The sequence below is a fragment of the Streptomyces sp. NPDC052496 genome (assembly GCF_040679095.1).
GTDB lineage: Bacteria > Actinomycetota > Actinomycetes > Streptomycetales > Streptomycetaceae > Streptomyces.
Genome location: NZ_JBFAUH010000006.1, coordinates 256,512 through 280,368, shown reverse-complemented (window position 1 = coordinate 280,368; position 23,857 = coordinate 256,512). Strand labels below are relative to the sequence as shown.

Below are 23,857 nucleotides of genomic sequence, written 5' to 3'. Positions count from 1 at the left end.
ATCACCGCGCAACTGAGGAGGACCATGCCCGAGCCCACCCCCGGCACCCCCCGCACCGCCGGAATCCCCGAGGAACAGGTCGCCGGTCGCGTCGGCGCGTGGTGGCGTGCGGGTGGGCTCGGTGGCCGTGTGGCCTTTCTGGTTTCTGCGGGTGGTCAGGACGTTTCGGCCGTTGTGCGGGAGGCGCACGAGTGCGTGCCCGGCAGTGTTGTCGTCGACGCCACCGGTCTGACCGCCGAGCAGGTCATGCACCAGGCCCTCACGGCGCTGGGAGTCGACCTGTCCGCGGACGAGCGGGACGACTGGCATTTCGCGCTCGGCGCGTGGCCCGAGGAGCGGTTGCTGCTGGTCGTCAACGCCCATCGGGCCGGGCCGACACGGCGGTCGTACGAGCCGGAGCGGTTGGTGACCCGGACCCTTCCGTGGCTGGCGCGTGGCAAGTTGGCCGTGCTGGTCCATGTGGTGCCCGAGTTGCTGCCGGCTGACGATGATCCTGGGGCGGTGTTCCGGCTGTCCGCGGCAGCCGTCGAGGTCCCGCCGGCGGTGACGGAGTCCATTGCCGTGCGGGCGTTGGCACTGGCCGAGCCCCGTTTCGTACCCGTTCCTGTCTGGGCCCAACTGGTCACCGCGCTGACCGGTGAAGCGGCGTCCGAGGACGAACTCGCTGAGTTGGCGAGGGAAAGGTCCGGAATTCTTCGGCTCGGCCCGCTCGGGGTTTCCTTTGTCGACGAAGGTCTGGCCGAGGCCTTGCGCCGGGAGACCGAATCTGTCGAACTGTCCCGGGTCAGCGGGCATATGGTGGCTTGGCTGACGCGCTCGGCTCCGGATTTCACCCACCCCGAGGGGTGGTCCAGGCGCAGTGCCGTCGGTCTGTATGCGGCCACGGGGCTCGCCATGCACGCCGTACAAGCGGGCACGTACGACGAACTCCTCCGGGACGGGCGTGTCGTCGCCAACCTGCCGCAGACGGCGCTCATGGACGCGGCACGCAGCAGCACGTACTTCGTTCCCGGAAACACGGCCGCCGCCGACGCGATTCATCTGTGGGGTTGGTGGGTCACTCCGCGGCATCAGGCGGAATGGGCTTCGTGGCTGCACCTGATGGCGCTTTCACGCGGCGATCTCGAATTCGCGTCGGCGGTCGCCTCCTCTCGTGTGGCACTGCCCTGGCAGGCCAAGTGGGCCCACTGGCGGCCGCCGGGTGGCTTCCATGCGCACTATCTGCGGGCCGGGAGGTTCGCCGCGCTGGCGGAGGTGCGCTGGCAGGGGCGACCCGCCATTGCCGGTTTGCAGCAGCGGACGGTGGAAGAAGAACAGCAGCCGTATGTCTCGATCTGGGACGCGGAGACCGGAGACCGTGTCGCGGGCCCTTGGGAGTACGACGAGATTCCGCAGGAGCATCGTGCGGATCTCACCTGGCCCGCGTCAGCCACGGGCCACTCCGCTTCGCCCGCTCTCGTCCGGGAACTGTTCGCCTCGTCCTCCCCCCGGCGAAGCAAGCAGGCTTTTGTCCTGCCCTGCACTCCATTGGCCGTGGGTGACGTCGTCATTTTCGCGGGCGACTCGGGGCTGATCGCCATCCGGCCTGCGGACGGTGCGGGCGGTATGGACGGTGTCGACATCTCCGGCTTCGGCGCCCGGCAGCAGCCCCTGAGCTGGGATTACGCCGATGCGGGCCCGAGCTGTCCGAGCGGCGCACCGGCTCCGAGCCACGAGGACGTCAGCATCCTGTTCGGCGAGGACGCGATCTATCCCATCGAGGTCGAGGATTTCCCTGATCGGCTCACTCACGCGGCGACCCGCGAACTCCTCCTGGAATTCGGGCTGCCGGTCATGAACGAGGGAGGCATGGGGCTGTTCCCGTACGGCAACTGGGAGATGGGCATTCTCGACGAACTGCCCTCCTGGCCCGAAGGAATCGAGCCCGTCCCCGAAACCGGGCCCTTCTTCCAGATCGGTAAGTGGATGGGCGGCAAGCTCGTGGTCGACGGGCCCACCGGACACGTCCTGCGCGTTCCCACGAAGCCGGGCCAGGAGCACCTCGCCGCTCTCCCCGCCGCGCACAGCCTCGAAGATTTTCTCACCATGGTCACGCTGTGCGTCACCGGACTGCGTAGCCGGAATGTCCTGCCCCCGGGCGGTTCCGAACGAGATCAGATCACCTATTGGGTCCTGGGAGCACTGGCCGAGGTCGATGAGACGGGCGGTGAGCAGCCCGCCTGGGCGTACGTACTCCACAACACGTGACGCCGATCAGCCGCAGAGGCAGGCGTGCGTACGGAGAAACCGTACGCACGGAAAACCCGTACGTACGCGAAGAGGCGCGGCGCGTCATCAGCAACGCGTCGCGCCTCCACGGCGATCGGGGCGGATCAGAACAGTCCGTGCCACATCTGCTCGACGATCACCGACCACCAGTTCCTCGGGTCGTCCAGGGCCGACGCGTCGATGGCGAAGAGCTGGTCCTGGAAGTCGGCGACGGCCCGGCCCGCCATGACCGGGTCGAGCCCGGTCATCCGCTCGCGGGTGGTCTCCAGGAGCGCGAGGGAGCGGACGAAGGCGGCCACCGAGGCGTTGACGCGGCGGCCCGCGCCGTTTTCCGGAGTGACGGCCCAGAGCTGGCCGACCGGCTCACCCTCCAGGTCCGACCCCGTGCACTGGACGGTGATCAGCGCGACCCCGTCGGTGCCGATCCTGACGTGCCCCTCCAGGAACGCGAGGGTGTCGTCGCTCGCCTGGGTGCCGACCCGGCGCAGATACGCGGCGGCATTGCCGAACAGGCCGCCCGGAATCTCCGCTTCCGGGCTGTCGGCCGTGAAGAAGAACGGGACGTCGGCCGGAAGCCCGGCCCATATCAGCGTGGCCTTGGCGGCCTCGGGGAGCGGGGTGCCCGCCACGTCGTCGGCGTCGTAGCGATGTACCTCGTCAGCGCCGAAGGCCTCCGTCAGCTCGCGGCCCAGGGCGACGTCGCGGAGCGGCTCGGCCGGCTCGACATCGGTGCGTACCGGCACGCGGTGCGGCCGGGGCGGTGGCTGCTGCCCCGCGATCTGGTGCATCATCTCGACGTGCTGGAGCAGCCCGGCGACCGCCTCGGCGCGCTCCTCGCCCCGCAGGCCGTATTCCTGCACGCAGGAGAACCGGACGTTGGGGTAGGCACGGCTGATCAGCCGGCCCGGGTACCCGCCGGGGAGCAGGCTGGAGCTGAGGTCGGTGTGGATCGCGACCACGTTCTCCGCGGGGACGTCGAGGTCCTGGATCTCCGCCAGGGCCTGGTACTCGGAGTGCGGCAGGCCGGGGGCGGAGTTCATGGAGAGGTTCTTCTCCTCTCCGGTGCGCGGGTCGACGTAGGTGACGACCGTGGTGTTGCCGGGGCCGGTGACCGGCGGCTGCGCGGGCGGCGCGGCCTCCTGGCCGCCGCCGTGCTTCTGCTGGTACATCCGTACGACCTCCTCGACCGGCACGGACGGCCAGGTGCTCAGCTCGCCGGTGCGGCGGTCGACCACGCCGCAGGAGTGGCCGATCGTGGCCGGCGGCCGGCGCTTGCCCGTGACCGGGTCACGCTCGGCCGGCGGGGCCGCGGCCCACACCACCCAGCCCAGATCGAACTCCTGCATCCGCACCTCACGGCGCTCCTGTCCCTCGGGGTTGAGCCACCCCTCGGCGGTCGCGAGCGCCTGCTCCTGGCTGATCACGGGAACTCCCTTCGAAATCTTCGGGCGGACGAGGCCGGTGCGGCCGGGGTCGGTGCCGGTGCAGTCGGGGTCGGGCCCGGTGCAGCCGGGGTCGGTGCCGGGCGGACTCCGCGGCCCTCGTCCGAGTGGGCCTGAGTGCAGGCGGTCTGATACGGGCGCCTTCGCAAGGCTTCGGCGCTTGGGTGCTTGGGTGCCTCGGCGTTCGGCTTTGAGGCTAGCGGTCTGCGGTGGGTGTCAGGGGGCCGGGTGAGCACCAGGCTGCGCCGGGCGGATCTGCAGCGCTTTGACACTGCTTTCCGTGGCGACAAGGAGGATGCCGTCGGGAGAGAGATCGGTTCCCGTGAAGGGCGTGGCGGAGATCAGGACCGTGACGATCTCCTCGTCGCCCTGCTGTTCGCCACGACGCCAGACGCGTACGTAATCGGCGCCGCGGCTGAATCCGAGCGCTCCGGTGGCGCGCTCGCCGTGCGAAGGGCGCTGGATCCGGGCCGGGTCGGCATCGATGACGGCGCCGGTGGCGAGGTCCTGCACCAGCACGGCAGCGGCCGTGGGGTCGTCGGCCCGCAACGGGCTCGCCCCCGGAGTGCCGTACGGCACCACGCTCACGGCGACCGCCTGCGCGGCGCCGTCCGACACGGCCGCGGGCGGGGCCGGGGCCGGGTCCACGGACGGGGACGGGGCCGGGGCCGGGTCCACGGACGGGGACGGGGCCGGGGCCGGGTCCACGGACGGGGACGGGGACGGGGCCGGGTCCACGGACGGGGACGGGGACGGGGCCGGGTCCACGGACGGGGCCGGGTCCACGGACGGGGACAGTGTGCCGACGGTCACGGCATCAGCCCCGGCGACCGGCACGCTCCACAGGGTGTGCCAGGGAAGCGCGGGCACGATGCGGCGCAGCACCGCCGCGTACTCCGGCAGTCCGTCTTCGACGAACGCGGTCTCCAGGAGCGCCGCCCGAAGGGTGGCGGGTGCCTGGGTACGGGTGAGCAGCGGGGCCGTACGCAGATAGGTGCGTGCCGGAGCGTCCAACTGCTCCGGCGGTACGGCCTCCACCGCGGCGCGCAACCGCACCGGATCGGCGTGGGCGAACAGACCGGGGTCGGTGAGGAGCTGGGGAAGCAGGCCGGCCTCCAAGGTGTGTCCCGCGATGTGATCGCGGACGTACGTCCCTGCCTTCGCCCAGTCCTGATCGGGTACGGCCTCCAGCAACGCGATGGCGATACGCGCCTGAGCGCCCGGAACATCCGCAATGCCCGCCCGAACGGCCTCGCCGATGCCCGGGTGCTGCAATCCGAGGAGGGTCCGCTCGTCCTCGGGGACGCCTTCGCCGGCCCTCCCGACCGGCCGGATGAAGGGGGCGGCGAGCAGCATGCCCCGCGCCATGTCCTCGCTCAGGTCCCGCTCGGCGACCGCGGAAGCGAGCGGGGTCAGCAGGTGCACGGGCAGGCCGTCGCCCTCGGCAAGGGCGAGGGGCGCGAGGATCTGCCGCAGGATGCGGGGGTGGGCGCCGAGTCGCCGGGCGTGCAGGTCGAGCGCTTCGTCGACGCTGCCGGGCAGGTGGTCCGCATCCGCCGGGTCGAACCCCTCCGGGTGCATCAGGATCGACTGCACGGCGAGCTGTACGGTCAGGCGGCTGCCCGCGCCGTCTCCCGCGCGCCGGGCGATCGCCTCGGCGAGCGCGCGCCGAGCGTCAAGGTCGATCGTGAAGGGCAGTTCCGGGGCGCCGAAATGCGGATCGAGCAGCGTCTCGGCCTGTAGCGCCAGCCCTTCGGGGTCGGCCCACTCGGGTGCGTCCAGGTCGATGATCTGGGCCACGCCGGGCGGCAGGCTCTCGGCGAACCCGGCGGCGAGCTCCCGGGGTACGTCGGCGAGCAGCCGTACGGAATCGAGGGCGGCGAGGGGCTTCAGCACGTCCCGCACCACGCGCGCGGGCTCACCCGTCCCCCGTACCGGACCGGCCCGGTCCACATCCGGCACCACGATCGTCACCGGCTGCCCGGACGACCGGAGTTGACCAAGTTCGGGAACGATGTCGGCAGTGCGGCGCGCGGCCAGCCCGTAGTGATCGGCGAGCAGCCACAGGGTCTGCGCCGCCGTCAGCCCGGCGACGCTCGGCACCGCGGGCGCGGGCAGGTCCGGAGGCACGGTCGCCGGATCGAGCGCGTCCAGTTCGAGCCCCTTGCGGTGCTCCGGGTCGCAGAGCATCAAGAACCCCGTGAGCAGCCGCGAGCACCCGGTGCCGGGGCTCCCGGTCAGGATGACGACCCGAGGGGCGCCCGGCCACTCCATCCGCCACGCGGCGAGCGCGCTCAGCGCGGCATTGCGTCCACCGATGTAGGGGTGGGGTTCATGGGCCTTTGTCTGTTCTGGGGCCTGGGTCGGGCTGGTCATTGTCTCCCCGTTGTACTGTCCGTCCGGCACCGTCAAGCCGCGTTGATCGTACGCCGTTCATCCTAGGGCGCTTTTCCCTGATCACACGGCGGATCACACGGCGGATCACACGGCGGATCACCCGCAGATCTCCCCTGACGCACGAGTGCCCTCCCGGGCCGCTCTGGAGCGGTGGAAGGGCACTCAGGCGGCCGCGGGTGGGCCGGCCGCCGCGGGGTGATCAGTTGTGGCTGTGCAGTACGTCGTTCAGGCCGCCCCAGTTGGCCTTGTTGGGGCGGGCTTCGACGGTGCCGGTGGTGGAGTTGCGGCGGAAGAGGATGTTGTCGGCGCCGGAGAGTTCGGCGGCCTTGACGATCTGGCCGTCGGGCATGGTGACGCGGGTGCCCGCGGTCACGTACAGGCCGGCCTCGACCACGCACTCGTCGCCCAGCGCGATGCCGATGCCGGACTCCGCGCCGAGCAGGCAGCGCTCACCGATGGAGATGATCTGCTTGCCGCCGCCGGACAGGGTGCCCATGGTGGAGGCGCCGCCGCCGATGTCCGAGCCGTCGCCGATGACGACGCCCGCGGAGATGCGGCCCTCGACCATCGAGGTGCCGAGGGTGCCCGCGTTGAAGTTGACGAACCCCTCGTGCATGACGGTGGTGCCGGCGGCGAGGTGCGCGCCGAGCCGGACGCGGTCCGCGTCGGCGATCCGTACGCCCGCCGGGGTGACGTAGTCCGTCATCCGCGGGAACTTGTCGACACTGGTGACCGCCATGTGCAGGCCCTCGGCGCGGGCGTTCAGGCGCGCCGTCTCCACCTGGTCGACGGGCACCGGGCCGATCGAGGTCCAGGCGACGTTGGCCAGCAGACCGAACATGCCCTCCAGGCTCTGGCCGTGCGGCTTGACCAGCCGGTGGCTGAGCAGGTGCAGACGCAGGTACACGTCGTGCGCGTCCAGCGGCTTGTCGTCCAGCGAGGAGATGACCGTACGGACGGCCACGACCTCGACACCACGGCGCGGGTCGGGCCCGACCGCCTTCGGCGCGGCCTCGCCGAGCAGCTCGACGGCGCGCTCGTCGGTCAGCCGCTCGGTACCGGCGGGGCCGGCGTCGGCCACCAGCTCGGGCGCGGGGAACCAGGTGTCGAGGACGGTGCCGTCGGTGGTGACGGTCGCCAGTCCGGCGGCGACGGCGCCAGTCGTACGGGAGGAGGTGGAGGTAGCAGCATCGGTCATGTCGAAAACTTAACCGGGAGAGGGCTGCCGAGGCGAACCGGTCCGGGAGGCGGGACGCCGGCCGGACACGGGGCCGGGAGGCGGGTGGCAGGACGCCGACCCGAGGCAGGGCCGGGCCCGCCGCCCGGCCCCCGGCCCTCCGGCCTTCAGATGCGGCTCACGGTGCCACAGCCGGCCCCCTTGTCCTCGCTGGCGCGGCCCTTGCTGGGGCGGCCCTCGCTGAGGTCCTCGCTGGGGCCCTTGCTGGGGTCCTCGCGGGGGTCCTCGCCGGAATCCTTGCCGAGATCCGCGCTCAGGTCCTTGCTGCGGTCGTACGGGTCGGTGGCCGGCCCCGACGTCATGGGTCCGGGACGGCCGTCCGTGAACCGCGGGTGCAGGAACCCGTCGTACACGTCGCAGGTGTGGTTGCCGGCCTCGTACGCGTAGCCGGACAGGGACAGCTTGCCCGGCGTCATCTCGAAGTGCCCGGGGTCGTCGATCCGGAAGTCCACCACCCGGCGGACCACCGTACGGGTCACCTCGGAGGCGCCCTGCGCGGCTTGCACGACCGGGTAGACGAAGGTGTGATCGGTGTGTACGGCCAGTGCGCCGTCCTGGCCCTCCTTGAACGTCATCCGCCCCCGCGTCTTGACGACGTCACCGACCAGCCGCACCTCGTGCGGGTCGAACCGGGTGAACAGCTGCAACGGGTCGTGTGCGCGGTCCGGTTTCGCCAGCCCGGTCTCCAGGTCCTGCCGCAGCTGCGGCTGGAGCGGGTCGATGAGGTCCAGCGCCGCCGTGGGGCGGTCGCCACGCAGCGTACGCGGGTTCAGGTTGGCGTCGGTGAGGAGCGCCTTGACCTTCCGCAGTACGTCCGCCACCTCGTCCTTCGACAGCCGGCCGACGGGCTTTGCCTCCGGGGGGACGATGCCCGCCGCGCCGTCCGCGTACTGCACGGCGGGCGAGCCCGCGAAGGGGGCTTCGAGGGTGGCGACGGGAGCGGCGGGGGACGCCGCTTCGGCCTGCGCGTCGCCGCCCGGCCGCCACGGGAGCTTCGACCGTACGTCGCCCGGGTTCAGGACCAGCACCGCCACTCCGGCCGCGACGGCCACCCCGGCGCCGATACGTATCCGCTTGCGCCGCCGCGCGGTCCGCCCGTCCCGGTCCCGCCAGGCCGGCCCGGTGTACCAGTTCTCGGTGCCGTCCGTGCCGTCCGCGCCGTCCGTCTGCCCGCCCGCGCCCGGGGCCCTGCTCTTCACGTGTGGTTCTCTCGCCTCGTACCGCCGGGCGGCGACGGTCACGAAACGCCGTACGAACCCCCCGAATGATCATTAACGAACAAGATCTACACGGGGACGGGCAGACACCACAAGTTGACTGCTGAACCAGCACCGGAGCGACAGCTCGCACGACCACCGAGAACCGCGTCAGCCGATCACCTTCGCCACCGAGTCCCGCACCTCCACCCGGTCGAACTCCCGCCCCGTCAGCAAGTACTGGAGCACCAGCCCGTCGATCAGCCCCACCAGCGCCCGCGCGGTGCCTTCGTCGCCGGTCCGCCGCCGCAGCAGCGCGACCATGTCGTCGATGCACTCGGCCGCGAGCGGACGCACCACCTCGTGCCGCAGCGCCGCGAGATACAGCTCGTACTCCAGCTCCACCTGCGCCCGATCGTCGCCCAGCAGCTCCTCGACCAGCCTCGTCAGCTCGTCCGCGAGCGGAACCGAGGGGTCCACCCCCCGCTCCCACGCCTCGATCCCGGCCAGCCACTCCGCGTTGGACTGCCGCAACGCCGCCACCAGCAGATCGTCCAGCGAGGCGAAGTGGTACGTCGTGGATCCCAGCGGTACGTCCGCCTCGGCCGCCACCGCGCGGTGGCTGAGCCCGGCGATGCCCCGCCCGCCCACCACGCGGATCGCCGCGTCGATGATCCGCTGCCGCCGGTCCGGGTCGTAACGGCGCGGCATCAGTGCGCCCCGCCCAGATTCAGCACGACGACCCCCGCGATCACCAGCAGCAGCCCGATGATCCGCGCGGCGCTCGCCGCTTCCCCCAGGAACACCATCCCGATCGCGGCGACCACCGCCGTCCCGGCCCCGGCCCAGATCGCGTACGCCGTGCCGACGTCCATCGACTTCAGCGTCTTGGCGAGCAGCGTGAACGCGACGATGTAGCCCAGCACGGTCCCCAGTGAGGGCCACAGCTTGCTGAAGCCGTCGCTGTACTTCATCGCGGTCGTCGCGAGGATCTCGGAGACGATCGCTCCGGTAAGCGTCAGGTACACCATGCGTACGAGCGTACACAACGATGCGTACGGACGTACACAGCGACGCGTACGGGCGCACACCCGCGGAAAGTCGGGTGCGGGGCACCCTGCTCCTGGCCATGATGTCGATCGTGTCGGAATATGTGGATGCACCTGATCGGCTGGGCGAGAGCGTTCTGCCTGACGGGCGGTTGCTCGGCTGGGCCGAGTGGGGGCCGCCGGACGGCGTGCCCGTTCTGTTGTGTCCGGGTGCGGCTACGAGCCGGTGGCTCGGCTTCGGCGCGGACGTTGTCGACGCGCTCGGAGTGCGCCTCGTCTCCGTGGACCGTCCGGGGCTCGGCGCCTCGACGCCCGCCCCCGGGCGTACGTTCTCCGCGTTCGCCGACGACCTGCGGCACCTCTGCCTGCTGCGCGGACTGGGGCACCCTGCCGTGGTCGGGAACTCGCAAGGCGCCCCGTTCGCTCTCGCCTGTGCCGCGGCGGGGGTCGCCTCGGCACTGGCCGTCGTCTCCGGTGCGGACGAGGTCGCCGCGCCGCACTTCGCTTCCGTTCTGGACCCGGGCCTACGTGGTCTCGTCGAGCGGACCGCGCGCGATCCGGCCGGCGCCGAAGAGCTGTTCGCGAGCTTCACCGCGGACGCGATGTGGAACATGGTCATGGCCGGAAGCCCGCCGTGCGACCTCGCCGTGTACCAGGATCCCGAGTTCGCGGCCGGTTACCGCAGGGCCTTGGACGAGGCATTCGCCCAAGGCGCCGCCGGTTACGCCCGCGATACGGTCCTGGCGATGGGACGGTGGCCCATCGCCCTCGACGAGATCCGCGTCCCGGTCGACGTCTGGTACGGCGAGCAGGACACCAGCCATTCGCCCGACAACGGGGCCCTGCTCGCTGCCCGTATACCCGGCGCACGCCGTCATGTCGTGCCGGGAACCGGCGGGGCACTGCTGTGGACACATGCCCGGTCCGTCCTCACGCCGCTGGTCGAGAGAACCGCCTCCGGCAGGTAACTGACGTCGGTCAGTCCAGCAGCGACTTCTTCGGCCGCAGCACGCAGAACTCGTTCCCCTCCGGGTCCGCCAGCACCACCCAGGTCACGTCGCTCCCCTGCCCCACGTCCACCCGGCGCGCCCCGAGCCCGATGATCCGCTCGACCTCGACCGCCTGGTCGTCCGGCGCGAGGTCGAGGTGCAGCCGGTTCTTCCCCGCCTTGGCCTCGGGTACGGCGAGGAACGTGATCCCCGGCAGCGCGTTCTCGTCCGCCGCGATGATCACCTCTTCCGCGTCCTCGTAGATGATGCGCCAGTCCAGGACGCGGGCCCAGAAGGTGGCGAGCCCCTTCAGATCATGGACATCGACAGCGAGTTGATACAGGGAAACGACCATGCCCGCCAGTGTGCCGGGCGGGCATGGTCGTGTCAGGGGGTCAGGACAGCCGGACAGCCCCGACGAACGACGCGAAGGCCGCGGCGGAGAAGATGAGCGCCGGACCGTCCGGATTCTTGGAGTCCCGCACCAGGACCGTCCCTGTCGCCCCATCCGCCACTTCGAGGCAGTTGGCCGCGCTGCCCCCGCTGTAACTGGACTTGCGCCATGCGTCCGAGACAACGCGCCTATCGCTCTTCATGTTCGTACTCCTCTGCAACAGCCTTGATCAGGACCAGCGAGTCCGTGTGCGACATGGCATCACTCAGGGCAAGAGCGTAGGCGGTCTGTCCGTTGCGCACTATTGCCGGATCGTCGTACAGGGCACCGGTATACAGCCCCTCCACATAGGCGATGGATGGCGCGTCATCGAAGCACAGGAGCATGAGACCGCTTTCCATCAACGGGTGCGCGCCAGCCGAGAAGGGGAGAACATGCAAGCGGACACGCTCACGTTCGCCCAACTCCGCAATGTGACGCAGTTGGGCAGCCATGACAGCCGGCCCCCCGACGGGTCGGCGCAACACCGCTTCGTCAAGGAGCACCCACAGTACGGGTGGGTCCGGGGCATCGAGGATTTTGGCGCGCTCCAGCCGAGTGACGACCGCGCTGTCACATTGCTCGGTGTTCTTCGGCGGAAAGAACGACCCGAAAACCGCACGCGCGTACGCCTCGGTCTGGAGCAGGCCGGGCACCAATGTGGCCGCGTACTCACGAATCATCGTGGTCTGCTGCTCGAACAGCGCCACCTGCTCGAAATGATCGGCCATGAGCTTCCCGTCAAGCGTCGGCAGAAACCGGGCGAGAACGCCACCCGTGCTCAGCACTTGGTCCAGACGCCGCGCATCGTCCATCGAAGGCCTACGGCGCCCTGCCTCGATGTGAGCGATGTGGGTGCGGGACATGATGACCATCTCACTCAACTTTTCCTGGGTGAGGCCGGCGGCCTCCCGCTGCGCTTTCAACTCCTCTCCATAAGCCGTACGGGACTTTGGAATGCGCTCACCGGCCATACGGGCAACTCCCTTGCGTGACCCACGTTTTGTCACTCCGTGTCTGCTGGCGAGCGTACTCATGAAACTCCACTCTGTAAGCGGAAAGAACCAACCCGCCCCCACGGAGGCACACCACATGACCCCCCGCTTCGAAAACCTCTCCCCCGCCGAAACCGCCCGCGAAATCATGTGCGACCTCGGCGAGGCCGCACGCGCCGTCGGCGTGCAGTTCCCCAGCCTGCGGCTGGACCCGCATCCGGTCGCCGGGCTCGGTGCTCCTACGCACCTCATCGACACCGGCCGTATCAACCTCACCACCGCAATGCAGATGACCGACGTGTTCCGCGCGGCGGTCAAGTAAGCACGAAGACACGAAAACGGCTGTGCCCGCCGGGCAAAACCCGGCGGGCACAGCCGAAAACAATCCCTGCGGGATCAGAAAAGATCAGACGTTGAACCCGAGCGCCCGCAGCTGCTCACGCCCATCATCCGTGATCTTGTCCGGACCCCACGGCGGCATCCAGACCCAGTTGATCTTCAGCTCGTTGACGATGCCGTCCGTGGCGGACTTCGCCTGGTCCTCGATGACGTCGGTCAGCGGGCAGGCCGCCGAGGTGAGCGTCATGTCGATGGTGGCGATGTTGGCGTCGTCGACGTGGATGCCGTAGATCAGGCCCAGGTTGACCACGTCGATGCCCAGCTCGGGGTCGACGACGTCGTACAGGGCCTCGCGGACCTCTTCCTCCGAGGCCGGCTTCGTGGATACTGCGTCGGTCATGCGGTCTTCGCCTCCTCGGACAAAGCCTTGGCCGTGGCGTCTTTCCAGGCCATCCAGCTCAGCAGCGCGCACTTCACGCGTGCCGGGTACTTCGAGACACCGGCGAACGCGACGGCGTCCTCCAGCACCTCCTCCATCGCGTCGTCCGGCTCCAGCTGACCGCGCGACTGCATCAGTTCCAGGAAGGTCTCCTGGATCTTCTGCGCCTCGCCCAGCTCCTTGCCGACCAGCAGGTCGTTGAGCACGGACGCGCTGGCCTGGCTGATGGAGCAGCCCTGGCCCTCGTACGACACGTCTTCCACGGTCGCACCGTTGAGCCGTACGCGCAGGGTGATCTCGTCACCGCAGGTCGGGTTGACGTGGTGCACCTCGGCGTCGCCGTCCCGAAGACCGCGCCCGTGGGGGTGCTTGTAGTGGTCCAGGATGACGTCCTGGTACATGGAATCCAGCTTCACGGCTCAGTCAGTCCTCGTCCTCATCCGAAGAAGTTGCGGACGTGCTCCAGCCCCTCGACGAGGGCGTCGACCTCGGCCGGAGTGGAGTACAGGTAGAAAGACGCTCGCGTGGTCGCGGGAATTCCGTACCGCAGGCAGACCGGCCGCGCGCAGTGGTGGCCGACCCGGACCGCGATGCCCTGCTCGTCCAGCACCTGGCCCACGTCGTGCGGGTGGATGTCGCCGAGCGTGAAGGAGATCGTCGCGCCGCGGTCCTCGGCCGTGGAGGGACCGATGATGCGGAGGTCAGGGACCTCCAGCAGCCGCTTGACGGCGTACTCGGTCATCGCGTGCTCGTGCGCGGCGATGTTCTCCATGCCGATCGAGGTGAGGTAGTCCACGGCCGCGCCGAGGCCGACGGCCTGGGCGATCGGGGGCGTACCGGCCTCGAACTTGTGGGGCGCGGGGGCGTAGGTCGAGGAGTGCATGGACACCGTCTCGATCATCTCGCCGCCGCCGAGGAACGGCGGGAGGTCCTCCAGCAGCTCCTGGCGGCCCCACAGGACGCCGATGCCGGTCGGGCCGCACATCTTGTGGCCGGTGAAGGCCACGAAGTCCGCCTGGAGCGCCTGGACGTCCAGCGGCATGTGCGGCGCCGCCTGCGAGGCGTCGATGCAGACCAGCGCGCCGACCTCCTGGGCGCGGCGGATGATCGCCTCGACCGGGTTGACGGTGCCCATCAGGTTGGAGACCAGCGTGAAGGAGACGATCTTCGTGCGGTCGGTGATGACCTCGTCGATCGTGTCCAGGTCGAGCCGGCCGTCGTCGGTCAGCCCGAACCACTTCAGCTTCGCGCCGGTGCGCTGCGAGAGCAGCTGCCACGGCACGATGTTGGAGTGGTGCTCCATCTCCGTGATGACGATCTCGGTGTCCTGGTCGACGCGGTACGGCTCGTCGGCCCAGCCGAGCATGTTCGCGACGAGGTTGAGCGACTCCGAGGCGTTCTTGGTGAAGATCACCTCGTCGCGGCTCGGCGCGTTGATGAAGGCGGCGACCTTGTCGCGCGCGCCCTCGTACAGCGCCGTGGCCTCCTCGGCGAGCACGTGCACGCCGCGGTGGACGTTGGCGTTGTAGCGCTCGTAGTACGCGTTCAGCGCGTCGAGCACCTGGCGGGGCTTCTGCGAGGTCGCCGCGTTGTCCAGATACACGACCTTCTTCCCGTCGTGGATCTGTCGGTCCAGGATGGGGAAGTCCTTGCGGATCGCCTCTGTGTCGAGGAGGCCCGGCAGCTTTGTCACGCGGTTGCGCCACCCTTCACGTACGCCTCGTAGCCCTCGGCCTCCAGCTTGTCCGCCAGCTCCGGGCCGCCGGACTCGGCGATCCGGCCGTTGGCGAAGACATGCACGTGGTCGGGCTTGATGTACCGGAGGATCCGGGTGTAGTGGGTGATCAGCAGGGTGCCCACGTCACCGGACTCACGGACGCGGTTGACGCCCTCGGAGACGATCCGCAGCGCGTCGACGTCCAGGCCGGAGTCGGTCTCGTCGAGGATCGCGATCTTCGGCTTGAGCAGCTCCAGCTGGAGGATCTCGTGGCGCTTCTTCTCACCGCCGGAGAAGCCCTCGTTGACGTTGCGCTCGGCGAAGGCCGGGTCCATGGACAGCCGCTCCATGGCCTCCTTGACCTCCTTGACCCACGTACGCAGCTTCGGGGCCTCGCCGCGGATGGCGGTGGCCGAGGTACGCAGGAAGTTGGAGACCGAGACGCCGGGGACCTCGACCGGGTACTGCATGGCGAGGAAGACGCCGGCGCGGGCGCGCTCGTCGACGGACATCTCCAGGACGTCCTCGCCGTCGAGGGTGACGGTGCCGCCGGTGATCGTGTACTTGGGGTGACCCGCCAGCGAGTAGGCGAGGGTGGACTTGCCGGAGCCGTTGGGGCCCATGATGGCGTGCGTCTCGCCCTGCTTCACGGTCAGGTCGACGCCCTTCAGGATCTCGCGCGAGCCGTTCTCGGCTTCGACGGAGACGTGCAGGTCGTGGATCTCAAGCGTTGCCATGGGGACTCAGGACTCCTGGGTGACGGAGACGAGCACGGAAGCGTCCGGGCCCTCTCCTTCGATCTTTACGGGGTATACGGGGACGGGCTGCGTGGCGGGGAGGCCGGACGGCTTGCCGGTGCGCAGGTCGAAGCTGGAGCCGTGCAGCCAGCACTCGATCGCGCAGTCGTCCACCTCGCCCTCGGACAGCGAGACGTTCGCGTGCGAGCAGATGTCGTTGATCGCGAACACCTCCCCTTCGGTACGGACGAGGGAGACCGGTACGCCGTCGATCTCGACCCGCTTGGGGCTGTCCTCCTCCAGCTCGGCCAGCCCGCAGGCGCGTACGTAGGCCGGGCTCATGCCACGGACGCTTCCAGCTCGGCCTCGATCTTGGCGATCAGGCGCTCCTCGACGTCCGGCAGACCGATCTGCTGGACGAGCTCGGCGAAGAAGCCGCGGACGACCAGGCGGCGGGCCTCGTCGGCCGGGATGCCGCGGGCCATCAGGTAGAACAGCTGCTCGTCGTCGAAGCGACCGGTGGCGCTGGCGTGCCCTGCGCCGACGATCTCGCCGGTCTCGATCTCCAGGTTGGGCACCGAGTCGACCCGGGCGCCGTCGGTCAGCACCAGGTTGCGGTTGAGCTCGTAGGTGTCCGTGCCGGTGGCGGCGGCGCGGATGAGCACGTCACCGATCCAGACGGCGTGCGCGTCCTGGCCCTGGAGGGCGCCCTTGTAGACGACGTTGGAGCGGCAGTTCTGCGCCTCGTGGTCGACGAAGAGGCGGTGCTCCTGGTGCTGGCCGTTGTCGGTGAAGTACAGACCGTAGAACTCGGCCTCACCGCCGGGCGCCGCGTACGTGACGCGCGGGTGCAGCCGGACCACGTCGCCGCCGAAGGTGACGACCACGGACTTGAAGCCGGCGTCCCGGCCGACCAGCGCGTTGTGCTGGGCGACGTGGACGGCGGTGTCGTCCCAGTCCTGCACCGAGACGACGGTCAGCTTGGCGCCGTCGCCGATGAGGTAGTCGACGTTGGCGGCGAGCGTGGCGTCGCCGGTGTGGTCCATCACGACGACGGCCTCGGCGAACGCGCCCAGCTCGATGACCTGGTGGCCGAAGGCGGTGCCGCCCTCGCCGTGCACGGCGATGCGGATCGGCTCGGTGAGCACCGTCTCCTTGGGCACCGTGATCACGGACGCCTTCTCGAAGGAGCTGTACGCCTGGGCGGCGATCCGGTCGACGGGCTTGCCGGCCTTGCCGACGCGCGGGTCGTCGCGCTCGACCAGTTCGTGGGTGACGCCCTCGGGCGCCGTGATGTCCACCTTCAGGTCGGCGCCCGAGGCGACGGCGGTGCCGTCGTGCAGGCCCTTGAGGCGCGCGAGGGGCGTGAAGCGCCACTCCTCCTCGCGGCCGTGCGGCACCGGGAAGTCCGCCACGTCGTAGGACGGCGGGGCGCTCATCCGGGTGGCGACGGTGGACTCGGCGGCCACCGCGATCGAACCGGTGGTCGTGGAACCCGCCGGAATTGTCTGAGCCTCAGCCATGGCTGTCGTCGTGCTCTCTTCCTCGTTGAGAATCAGTCGCTGCTCGCTGCGGCCGTCAGCCGACCGCGCCTTCCATCTGCAGCTCGATCAGCCGGTTCAGCTCCAGCGCGTACTCCATGGGCAGCTCGCGGGCGATCGGCTCGACGAAGCCGCGCACGATCATCGCCATCGCCTCGTCCTCGGACAGGCCGCGCGCCATCAGGTAGAAGAGCTGGTCGTCGCTGACCTTGGAGACGGTCGCCTCGTGGCCCATGGTCACGTCGTCCTCGCGGACGTCCACGTACGGGTAGGTGTCCGAGCGCGAGATCGTGTCGACGAGCAGGGCGTCACAGAGCACGTTGGACTTGGAGCCCTCCGCGCCCTCGCCGATCTCGATCAGACCGCGGTAGGAGGTGCGGCCGCCGCCACGCGCCACCGACTTGGAGACGATGTTGGACGAGGTGTGCGGGGCCATGTGGACCATCTTGGCGCCCGCGTCCTGGTGCTGGCCCTCGCCGGCGAAGGCGATGGACAGGGTCTCGCCCTTGGCGTGCTCGCCCATCAGGTAGACGGCCGGGTACTTCATCGTCACCTTGGAGCCGATGTTGCCGTCGACCCACTCCATGGTCGCGCCCTCGTAGGCGACGGCGCGCTTGGTGACCAGGTTGTAGACGTTGTTCGACCAGTTCTGGATCGTCGTGTAGCGGCAGCGGCCGCCCTTCTTCACGATGATCTCGACGACCGCGGAGTGCAGCGAGTCGGACTTGTAGATCGGCGCCGTGCAGCCCTCGACGTAGTGGACGTAGGCGTTCTCGTCGACGATGATCAGCGTCCGCTCGAACTGGCCCATGTTCTCGGTGTTGATCCGGAAGTAGGCCTGGAGCGGAATGTCGACGTGCACGCCCGGGGGCACGTAGATGAACGAGCCGCCCGACCACACCGCGGTGTTCAGCGAGGCGAACTTGTTGTCACCGGCCGGGATGACCGTGCCGAAGTACTCCTTGAAGAGCTCCGGGTGCTCCTTGAGCGCGGTGTCGGTGTCCAGGAACAGGACGCCCTGCTGCTCCAGGTCCTCACGGATCTGGTGGTAGACCACCTCGGACTCGTACTGCGCGGCGACGCCCGCGACCAGCCGCTGCTTCTCCGCCTCGGGGATGCCCAGCTTGTCGTAGGTGTTCTTGATGTCCTCGGGCAGGTCCTCCCAGGAGGCGGCCTGCTGCTCCGTGGAGCGCACGAAGTACTTGATGTTGTCGAAGTCGATGCCCGACAGGTCCGAGCCCCAGTTCGGCATGGGCTTCTTGCCGAAGAGCTTCAGGCCCTTGAGGCGGAGCTTGAGCATCCACTCGGGCTCGTTCTTCTTCGCCGAGATGTCGCGGACGACCTCTTCGGACAGGCCGCGCTTGGCGGAAGCGCCGGCCACGTCGGAGTCGGCCCAGCCGTATTCGTACGTGCCCAGGCCCTCAAGCTCAGGGTGAGCAGTCTCCGTGGGGAGAGTCATGCGGGGTTCCTCCCGGCCGTGCTTGCAGAAGCATTGGTGGTCTTGGTGGTGCTGTGGGCGGTCTTGCCGGCGGCCTCGCGGCCCTTCGGGACGAAGGTCGTGCAGACACCGTCGCCGTGGGCGATGGTGGCAAGACGTTGCACGTGGGTTCCCAGCAGGCGGGAGAAGACCTCGGTCTCCGCCTCGCACAGCTGCGGGAACTGCTCGGCGACGTGGGCGACCGGGCAGTGGTGCTGGCAGAGCTGCTCACCTAGCTGATGACTGGGCGCGCTGCGTGCCGTAGCAGCGTACCCGTCCGCGGTCAACGCCTCGGCAAGTGCCTGCGTACGTCCTTCGGGGGACGCGGCCTCGACGGCGGAGCGGTAGCCCTCGGCCAGCGCGCCGAAGCGGGCGCGGGCGAACGCCGCGATGGCGGCCTCGCCCAGCTCGCCGCCGCCCGCGCTCTCCGCGATCCAGCGCAGCGCGTCGGCCGCGAGCTGGTCGTAGGACTGGTCGAAGGCGTCCCGGCCGCAGTCGGTGAGCGCGAAGACCTTGGCCGGGCGGCCGCGGGTGCGCGCGCCGTAGACGCGCTTCTCGCGGGGCTCGACGACGTTCTCCGCGACGAGGGTGTCGAGGTGGCGGCGGACGGCCGCCTGGGTCAGCTCCAGGCGCAGGGCCAGCTCGGCCGCGGTGGACGGACCGTGGTCGAGGATGGAGCGCGCGACGCGGTTGCGCGTGCCCTGCTGCTCGTCGTGGGTCGGCGCGGCACCGGCTGCGGACCGCGGCGCCCGTGCGGGCGCGAGGCGGTCCGGCCCGCCGGCCGGGCGGGCCGCGGTGCCTTCCTGGTCCTCGCTCGCGTATTTCACAACGCCATTGTTGCGTAATTCCTCAGGCCGATACAAGCCTCGACCGGATCACGGACTGGTGGCCTCGATCACTTAGGGTCACCTAATTGCCGCATCCGGACGGACGCCGTACGGACGTACTGGCACCCCACCTGACCTGCGCTTTTCGTAACCGCCGACCGCCTCGGACCGGCCTCCGCCGACTCCTGGCCCAGGACGCGGATGATCTACGCACCGCACAGGACCGCACAGGAACGCCCCACTCCCCCACCCGAGGGAGCCCCCGCCTTTTCGCCCCCGCTCCTGTGGGCACCCCCGCGCTTCGTAGACTGCCGGTCATGCGCAGCGCCTCCTCCGGGGACACCCCCCGGACCCCCGGCCGTCCGCCTGCCGTCGAGGTCACCGGCCTGGTCAAGCGGTACGGGACCAAGACCGCGGTGGACGGCCTCGACCTGCGGGTCGAGGCGGGCTCGGTCACCGCCGTCCTCGGCCCCAACGGCGCCGGGAAGACCACCACCGTCGAGATCTGCGAGGGCTACCGCCGCCCCGACGCGGGCACCGTCCGCGTCCTGGGCCTGGACCCGGTCGCCGATGCCGCGTCGCTACGGCCCCGTATCGGCGTGATGCTCCAGTCCGGCGGCGTCTACGCGGGCGCGCGGGCCGAGGAGATGCTGCGGCACACCGCGAGCCTGCACGCCCACCCCGTGGACGTGGACCTGCTCATGGACCGGCTGGGCCTGGGCAGCTGCGGACGCACGAGCTACCGGCGGCTGTCCGGCGGCCAGCAGCAGCGCCTCGCGCTGGCCATGGCCGTCGTGGGCCGCCCCGAGCTGGTCTTCCTGGACGAGCCGACGGCCGGGCTGGACCCGCAGGCCCGGCACGCCACCTGGGACCTCGTACGAGAGCTGCGCGCCGACGGCGTCAGCACCGTACTGACCACCCACTTCATGGACGAGGCCGAGCAGCTCGCCGACGACGTCGCGATCATCGACGGCGGCCGGGTGATCGCCCAGGGCAGCCCCGAGGAGCTGTGCAAGGGCGGCGCCGAGAACACCCTGCGCTTCACCGGCCGCCCCGGCCTGGACCTCGGGGCGCTGCTCAAGGCGCTGCCCGCGGACAGCGCGGCGGCCGAGCTGACCCCCGGCACGTACCGGGTGACCGGCAGCATCGACCCGCAGCTGCTGGCGACCGTCGCCTCCTGGTGCGCGCAGCACGGCGTGCTGCCGGACGCCATAGCCGTGGAGCGGCACACCCTGGAGGACGTCTTCCTCGAACTGACCGGCAAGGAGCTGCGTTCATGACCGCCACCGGCACGACGGACCGGAGCGGCGCGGCCGGCGCCGCCGGCACCTTCGCTCCCCGGCCCGGCGCGGCACCGCTGCCCCGGATGATCCGCGCGCAGGCCCTCCTCGAAACGAAGATGCTGCTGCGCAACGGTGAGCAGCTGCTGCTGACCGTCGTCATCCCGACACTGCTGCTGGTGCTGTTCTCGGCCGTCGACATCGTCGACACGGGTGAGGGCAAGGCGGTGGACTTCCTGGCACCGGGCATCCTGGCGCTGGCCGTGATGTCCACCGCCTTCACCGGGCAGGCCATCGCCACCGGCTTCGAGCGTCGCTACGGGGTCCTCAAGCGGCTGGCCGCCTCCCCGCTGCCGCGCTGGGCGCTGATGACGGCCAAGACCTGCTCGGTGCTGGTCACCGAGATCCTTCAGATCGTGCTGCTGACGGTGATCGCGTTCGTGCTGGGCTGGTCCCCGCACGGCAACCCGCTGTCGGTGGTGCTGCTGCTCGTCCTGGGCACGGCGGCGTTCTCGGGCCTCGGGCTGCTGATGGCGGGCACCCTCAAGGCGGAGGCGACGCTCGCGGCGGCCAACCTCGTCTTTTTGCTGCTGCTGGTGGGCGGCGGTGTGATCGTGCCGCTGGAGAAGTTCCCGGACGCGGCGCAGTCGGTGCTGGGGCTGCTGCCGATCTCCGCGCTCTCGGACGGTCTGCGGGACGTCCTCCAGCACGGCGCCGGTGTGCCCTGGGCCGATCTCGGCATCCTCGCGGTGTGGGCGGTGCTCGGACTGGGCGCGGCGGCCAAGTTCTTCCGCTGGGAGTAGCTGGACAGGGGCCGTGGCCTGCGGGTACGCGGCGGGCCCGCGCGTTGCCCACCCCCTCGTGAAACTTTGCACAAGCCGCGGCCTACGATGGCTGCGTGCCGAACACGTGGAACCCCTTTGAGCTGATCGCGCGCCGCTGGCAGCCGAGCGCCGCCTTCGTACGGCGGGCCGCGCTGGCCACCGTCGTGATGTCCGTCGTCATCGTCGTGACCGGCGGCGCCGTCCGGCTCACCCAGTCCGGGCTGGGCTGCTCGACCTGGCCCAAGTGCACCCCGGACAGCCTCACGCCGACCGCCGCGATGGGCATCAACGGCCTGATCGAGTTCGGCAACCGGCTGCTGACGTACGTGCTGTGCGCGTTCATCGGCGTGTTCATCATCGCGGCCCGGGCCCGCGCGCCCCGGCGCCGCTCGCTCACCCGGCTCGGCTGGGCGATGTTCTGGATCGTCATGGGCAACGCCGTCTGGGGCGGCATCGTCGTCCTGACCGGCCTGAACCCGTACCTGGTCGCCGCGCACTTCCTCCTGACCACCACCCTGCTCACGGTCTCCGTGCTGGCCTGGCGGCGGGCCGCGGAGGGCGACGAGGCACCGCGCGACCTGGTCGCGCGACCGGTGCGCCAGCTCGCCGGGCTGCTGGTCCTGGCGACCGGCGTGCTCACCGTCATCGGCACCGTCGTCACCGGCGCCGGACCGCACGCGGGCGACGCCAAGAAGGTGCACCGCATCCCGGTGGACTGGCACGAGATCACCCAGCTGCACGTCGACTTCGTCTACATCGTCGTCGGCCTCTCGGTGGCCCTGTGGTTCACGCTGCGCGCCGTCAAGGCACCGGCCGCGCCCCGCCGGATGATGCTGGAGCTGTTCGGCTGCATCCTGCTCCAGGGCGTCATCGGCTACGTCCAGTACTTCGCGGGCCTGCCGGAGATCGTCGTCGGCCTGCACATGCTGGTCTCCACGCTGGTGTGGATCTGCGTACTGCGCATCCACCTGGCGCTGCGCGACCGGGGGCCCGTACCGGTCGGTGCGGGCGAGTCCCCCGCGGGCGGCGCCGAGGTGCCCGCGCCCGCCACCGGGGCCGCCGAGCCTCAGCCCGCCGCCGGCACCTCCGCCTCCAGCCGGTAGACGCGGCGCGCCGTCCCGGACGCGACCATGGCGGTGATCCGCCGCGCGTCCGCGGGCGCGCACATGCCCTCCTCCACCCACTCCTGCACGACCCGCTCCACGGCCCGTACGAAGAAGCGCGCGCCCGTCACGTACAGCTCGGGCAGCGCCCGCGCCCCCGTGGAGAACAGCAGCTTGCCGAACGGGGCCTGCGCCAGCGTCTCCTCCGGGTCCGGTCCGGCATCCGCGTACACATGCGGGTGGACCGCGGCCAGCTGCGCCGCCCGGCGGTGGTGCGGCGGCCGGGGCAGCAGCACCAGATCCGTCCCGATGCCGGTGGTGGCCTGCAAGAAGCCCGCCAGCGGCAGCGGGTCGCCACCGTGCAGCTGTACGGGTACGCCGGTGGCGACCGCGCTCCACAGCAGGTGCCGCAGCAGCGCCGGCTCGGCCAGCCGCTCCCCCGGCCTGCGGCCCCGCAGCCACCGGTCGGCCGCGCGCCGCACCTCGCCCGGCTCCGGAGCGCGGCCCTCGCAGAAGGGGGCACCGGAGGCGAAGGCGGTGGCGCCCTGGGCCGCCGCGTAGACCGCTTCCGCGGTGTAGCCGATGAAGGAGTCGACGCTGCCGGAGGTGTCCGCGACCTGTTCGGCGAGCGGTTCGAGCCGTATCACCTCATGGGCGCCGGCCTCCGCCGCGGCGGCCAGCTCACCGGCCGTGGTCAGCTCGCTGGGCGCGCCGGTCTCCAGCAGGAACGTGCCGATGCCCGCGCCGCGCAGCAGCAGGCGGCTCGCGCGGTAGGCGCCCAGCTCCCGCCTGCGGGCGAGGTAGCGGGCGGGCGGGCAGTGGGCCTCCAGGCCGAGCAGCGGCGGGCACCAGCGGCGTACGCCGAGGCCGGTCCAGCTGTCGAAGAAGGTGGTGCCGGCGGGCGCCGGGCCGTGTCCGCCGGAGGCGGCGGCCAGCAGCGCCTCGAAGGCGCCGAGCCCCAGGTCGCCGTGGAGCGCGCCGTGACTGTGCTGGTCCACGAGCGGTGGCAGGTGGTCCATCCGCCCCTCCTCGCCGAAGCCGAAGGCGCCCGTCGCGCCGAAAGCCCACCAGGTGCGGCACGGGTGCCGCCCCTGGTGGGCTCAACGGGCGACGCGGGCGTCAGGTAGCGGCCCCGGCGCAGGGGTTCAGGTGTTGGCCGGACCGCCCACCTGGATGCCCGCCATCCGGGACCATTCGTACGGTCCGGTACGTACCTTGGCCGCCAGTTCGCCGTCGAACTCCTCGTGCAGCTCGGCGCCCGCGCGCTCGACGGCGGCCCGTGCGATGTCCTGGCTGTCGGCGACGAGGTTGCCCCACTGGCCGTCGCCGCCGACCAGCGCGATGCGGACGCGGCCGCGGCCGATGTGGGCGAGCTGGGCCCCGGCGCTGCCGCCGTGGGCGCCGGCGAAGGCCCGTACGGCCTTGGCGAGGGCGGCGGTCCGCCGCTCGTCACGCTTGCTCGTCCCGCCGTCCGCGGTCTGCTCGTCCGGCGCGTCCGCCTGCTTGGTGTCTGCCATGAACAGGATGCTACCCGCCGGTAATCAGCGGGGGAAGAGCCACCCGGCGC

Annotated in this window: 25 protein-coding genes; 6 read left to right on the top strand and 19 right to left on the bottom strand. The window is 70.6% G+C overall.

Features of this window, described 5'->3' with window-relative positions; genetic code table 11:
- Nucleotides 1-24: 24 nt before the first annotated feature.
- Nucleotides 25-2,247, top strand: coding sequence for an SUKH-4 family immunity protein (locus tag AB0L45_RS11450; RefSeq protein WP_365838470.1), 2,223 nt, complete (start codon nt 25-27; stop codon nt 2,245-2,247).
- Between the two features lie 125 nt (nt 2,248-2,372).
- On the opposite strand, the gene AB0L45_RS11445 is transcribed toward AB0L45_RS11450, so the two are convergent.
- The 6 genes from AB0L45_RS11445 to AB0L45_RS11420 form a co-directional block, all read right to left on the bottom strand.
- Nucleotides 2,373-3,692 (bottom strand): SUKH-4 family immunity protein, encoded by a 1,320-nt coding sequence (locus AB0L45_RS11445; RefSeq protein ID WP_365838468.1) that lies wholly within the window; start codon nt 3,690-3,692, stop codon nt 2,373-2,375.
- Between the two features lie 234 nt (nt 3,693-3,926).
- The gene (locus AB0L45_RS11440; RefSeq protein ID WP_365838467.1) at nt 3,927-6,086 is read right to left on the bottom strand and encodes an ATP-binding protein; all 2,160 of its coding nucleotides are present in this window, start codon (nt 6,084-6,086) and stop codon (nt 3,927-3,929) included.
- A gap of 220 nt (nt 6,087-6,306) precedes the next feature.
- Nucleotides 6,307-7,305, bottom strand: coding sequence for a 2,3,4,5-tetrahydropyridine-2,6-dicarboxylate N-succinyltransferase (dapD, locus tag AB0L45_RS11435; protein ID WP_365838465.1), 999 nt, complete (start codon nt 7,303-7,305; stop codon nt 6,307-6,309).
- Nucleotides 7,306-7,451: 146 nt separating this feature from the next.
- The gene (locus AB0L45_RS11430) at nt 7,452-8,543 is read right to left on the bottom strand and encodes a hypothetical protein (RefSeq protein WP_365838464.1); all 1,092 of its coding nucleotides are present in this window, start codon (nt 8,541-8,543) and stop codon (nt 7,452-7,454) included.
- A gap of 168 nt (nt 8,544-8,711) precedes the next feature.
- Entirely contained in the window at nt 8,712-9,251 is a 540-nt protein-coding gene (locus tag AB0L45_RS11425; RefSeq protein ID WP_365838462.1) for a TetR family transcriptional regulator, read from the bottom strand.
- Nucleotides 9,251-9,571 carry a multidrug efflux SMR transporter gene (locus AB0L45_RS11420; RefSeq protein WP_365838460.1) on the bottom strand — a complete coding sequence of 107 codons (321 nt, stop codon included), beginning with the start codon at nt 9,569-9,571 and terminating at the stop codon, nt 9,251-9,253. Before AB0L45_RS11420 ends, AB0L45_RS11425 begins: the two co-directional genes overlap by 1 nt.
- 101 nt (nt 9,572-9,672) lie before the next feature.
- On the opposite strand from AB0L45_RS11420, the gene AB0L45_RS11415 reads away from it, so the two are divergent.
- Nucleotides 9,673-10,557 carry an alpha/beta hydrolase gene (locus AB0L45_RS11415; RefSeq protein ID WP_365838587.1) on the top strand — a complete coding sequence of 295 codons (885 nt, stop codon included), beginning with the start codon at nt 9,673-9,675 and terminating at the stop codon, nt 10,555-10,557.
- A 10-nt stretch (nt 10,558-10,567) separates the two neighbouring features.
- Here the strand turns inward: AB0L45_RS11415 and AB0L45_RS11410 are convergent, their stop codons facing one another.
- From AB0L45_RS11410 to AB0L45_RS11400, 3 genes are read right to left on the bottom strand one after another with little or no spacing between them, the layout of a single operon-like run.
- Nucleotides 10,568-10,933 carry a VOC family protein gene (locus AB0L45_RS11410; RefSeq protein WP_365838458.1) on the bottom strand — a complete coding sequence of 122 codons (366 nt, stop codon included), beginning with the start codon at nt 10,931-10,933 and terminating at the stop codon, nt 10,568-10,570.
- Nucleotides 10,934-10,973: 40 nt separating this feature from the next.
- Nucleotides 10,974-11,174: a DUF397 domain-containing protein gene (locus AB0L45_RS11405; protein ID WP_365838456.1), complete on the bottom strand. Its 201-nt coding sequence runs from the start codon at nt 11,172-11,174 to the stop codon at nt 10,974-10,976.
- Nucleotides 11,161-11,985 (bottom strand): helix-turn-helix transcriptional regulator, encoded by an 825-nt coding sequence (locus tag AB0L45_RS11400; RefSeq protein ID WP_365838454.1) that lies wholly within the window; start codon nt 11,983-11,985, stop codon nt 11,161-11,163. The genes AB0L45_RS11405 and AB0L45_RS11400 overlap by 14 nt, the downstream gene beginning before the upstream one ends.
- Nucleotides 11,986-12,103: 118 nt before the next feature.
- On the opposite strand from AB0L45_RS11400, the gene AB0L45_RS11395 reads away from it, so the two are divergent.
- Nucleotides 12,104-12,328 carry a hypothetical protein gene (locus AB0L45_RS11395; protein ID WP_365838452.1) on the top strand — a complete coding sequence of 75 codons (225 nt, stop codon included), beginning with the start codon at nt 12,104-12,106 and terminating at the stop codon, nt 12,326-12,328.
- Between the two features lie 84 nt (nt 12,329-12,412).
- Here the strand turns inward: AB0L45_RS11395 and AB0L45_RS11390 are convergent, their stop codons facing one another.
- Genes AB0L45_RS11390 through AB0L45_RS11355 form a run of 8 tightly spaced genes read right to left on the bottom strand, consistent with a single transcriptional unit; the run spans nt 12,413 to nt 19,083 of the window.
- The gene (locus AB0L45_RS11390; RefSeq protein ID WP_365838450.1) at nt 12,413-12,745 is read right to left on the bottom strand and encodes a metal-sulfur cluster assembly factor; all 333 of its coding nucleotides are present in this window, start codon (nt 12,743-12,745) and stop codon (nt 12,413-12,415) included.
- A complete protein-coding gene (gene sufU / locus AB0L45_RS11385; RefSeq protein ID WP_003983960.1) occupies nt 12,742-13,200 on the bottom strand; it encodes a Fe-S cluster assembly sulfur transfer protein SufU in 459 nt (152 codons plus the stop codon). Before sufU ends, AB0L45_RS11390 begins: the two co-directional genes overlap by 4 nt.
- Nucleotides 13,201-13,220: 20 nt before the next feature.
- Entirely contained in the window at nt 13,221-14,477 is a 1,257-nt protein-coding gene (locus AB0L45_RS11380) for a cysteine desulfurase (protein WP_365838448.1), read from the bottom strand.
- Nucleotides 14,474-15,238, bottom strand: coding sequence for a Fe-S cluster assembly ATPase SufC (gene sufC, locus AB0L45_RS11375; protein WP_003983958.1), 765 nt, complete (start codon nt 15,236-15,238; stop codon nt 14,474-14,476). The genes AB0L45_RS11380 and sufC overlap by 4 nt, the downstream gene beginning before the upstream one ends.
- A gap of 6 nt (nt 15,239-15,244) precedes the next feature.
- Complete coding sequence (locus AB0L45_RS11370) at nt 15,245-15,580, bottom strand: non-heme iron oxygenase ferredoxin subunit (RefSeq protein WP_365838446.1); 336 nt, start codon at nt 15,578-15,580, stop codon at nt 15,245-15,247.
- On the bottom strand, nt 15,577-16,761 hold the full coding sequence (gene sufD / locus AB0L45_RS11365; protein ID WP_365838445.1) for a Fe-S cluster assembly protein SufD: 1,185 nt from the start codon (nt 16,759-16,761) through the stop codon (nt 15,577-15,579). Before sufD ends, AB0L45_RS11370 begins: the two co-directional genes overlap by 4 nt.
- 55 nt (nt 16,762-16,816) lie before the next feature.
- Nucleotides 16,817-18,238: a Fe-S cluster assembly protein SufB gene (gene sufB / locus AB0L45_RS11360; protein ID WP_365838443.1), complete on the bottom strand. Its 1,422-nt coding sequence runs from the start codon at nt 18,236-18,238 to the stop codon at nt 16,817-16,819.
- Entirely contained in the window at nt 18,235-19,083 is an 849-nt protein-coding gene (locus AB0L45_RS11355; protein ID WP_365838441.1) for an ArsR family transcriptional regulator, read from the bottom strand. Before AB0L45_RS11355 ends, sufB begins: the two co-directional genes overlap by 4 nt.
- A gap of 317 nt (nt 19,084-19,400) precedes the next feature.
- Between AB0L45_RS11355 and AB0L45_RS11350 the strand changes: the two genes are divergently transcribed.
- The 3 genes from AB0L45_RS11350 (at nt 19,401) to AB0L45_RS11340 (ending at nt 22,290) form a co-directional block, all read left to right on the top strand.
- Entirely contained in the window at nt 19,401-20,363 is a 963-nt protein-coding gene (locus AB0L45_RS11350) for an ABC transporter ATP-binding protein (protein WP_365838439.1), read from the top strand.
- Complete coding sequence (locus AB0L45_RS11345) at nt 20,360-21,166, top strand: ABC transporter permease (protein WP_365838437.1); 807 nt, start codon at nt 20,360-20,362, stop codon at nt 21,164-21,166. The genes AB0L45_RS11350 and AB0L45_RS11345 overlap by 4 nt, the downstream gene beginning before the upstream one ends.
- Before the next feature lie 95 nt (nt 21,167-21,261).
- Nucleotides 21,262-22,290 (top strand): COX15/CtaA family protein, encoded by a 1,029-nt coding sequence (locus AB0L45_RS11340; protein WP_365838435.1) that lies wholly within the window; start codon nt 21,262-21,264, stop codon nt 22,288-22,290.
- Here the strand turns inward: AB0L45_RS11340 and AB0L45_RS11335 are convergent.
- Together AB0L45_RS11335 and AB0L45_RS11330 are read right to left on the bottom strand one after the other, a co-directional pair.
- Nucleotides 22,254-23,309, bottom strand: a complete 1,056-nt coding sequence (locus AB0L45_RS11335; protein ID WP_365838433.1) for an amidohydrolase — start codon at nt 23,307-23,309, stop codon at nt 22,254-22,256. The genes AB0L45_RS11340 and AB0L45_RS11335 overlap by 37 nt on opposite strands.
- Nucleotides 23,310-23,435: 126 nt before the next feature.
- The gene (locus AB0L45_RS11330) at nt 23,436-23,807 is read right to left on the bottom strand and encodes a hypothetical protein (protein WP_365838431.1); all 372 of its coding nucleotides are present in this window, start codon (nt 23,805-23,807) and stop codon (nt 23,436-23,438) included.
- Nucleotides 23,808-23,857: the final 50 nt, after the last annotated feature.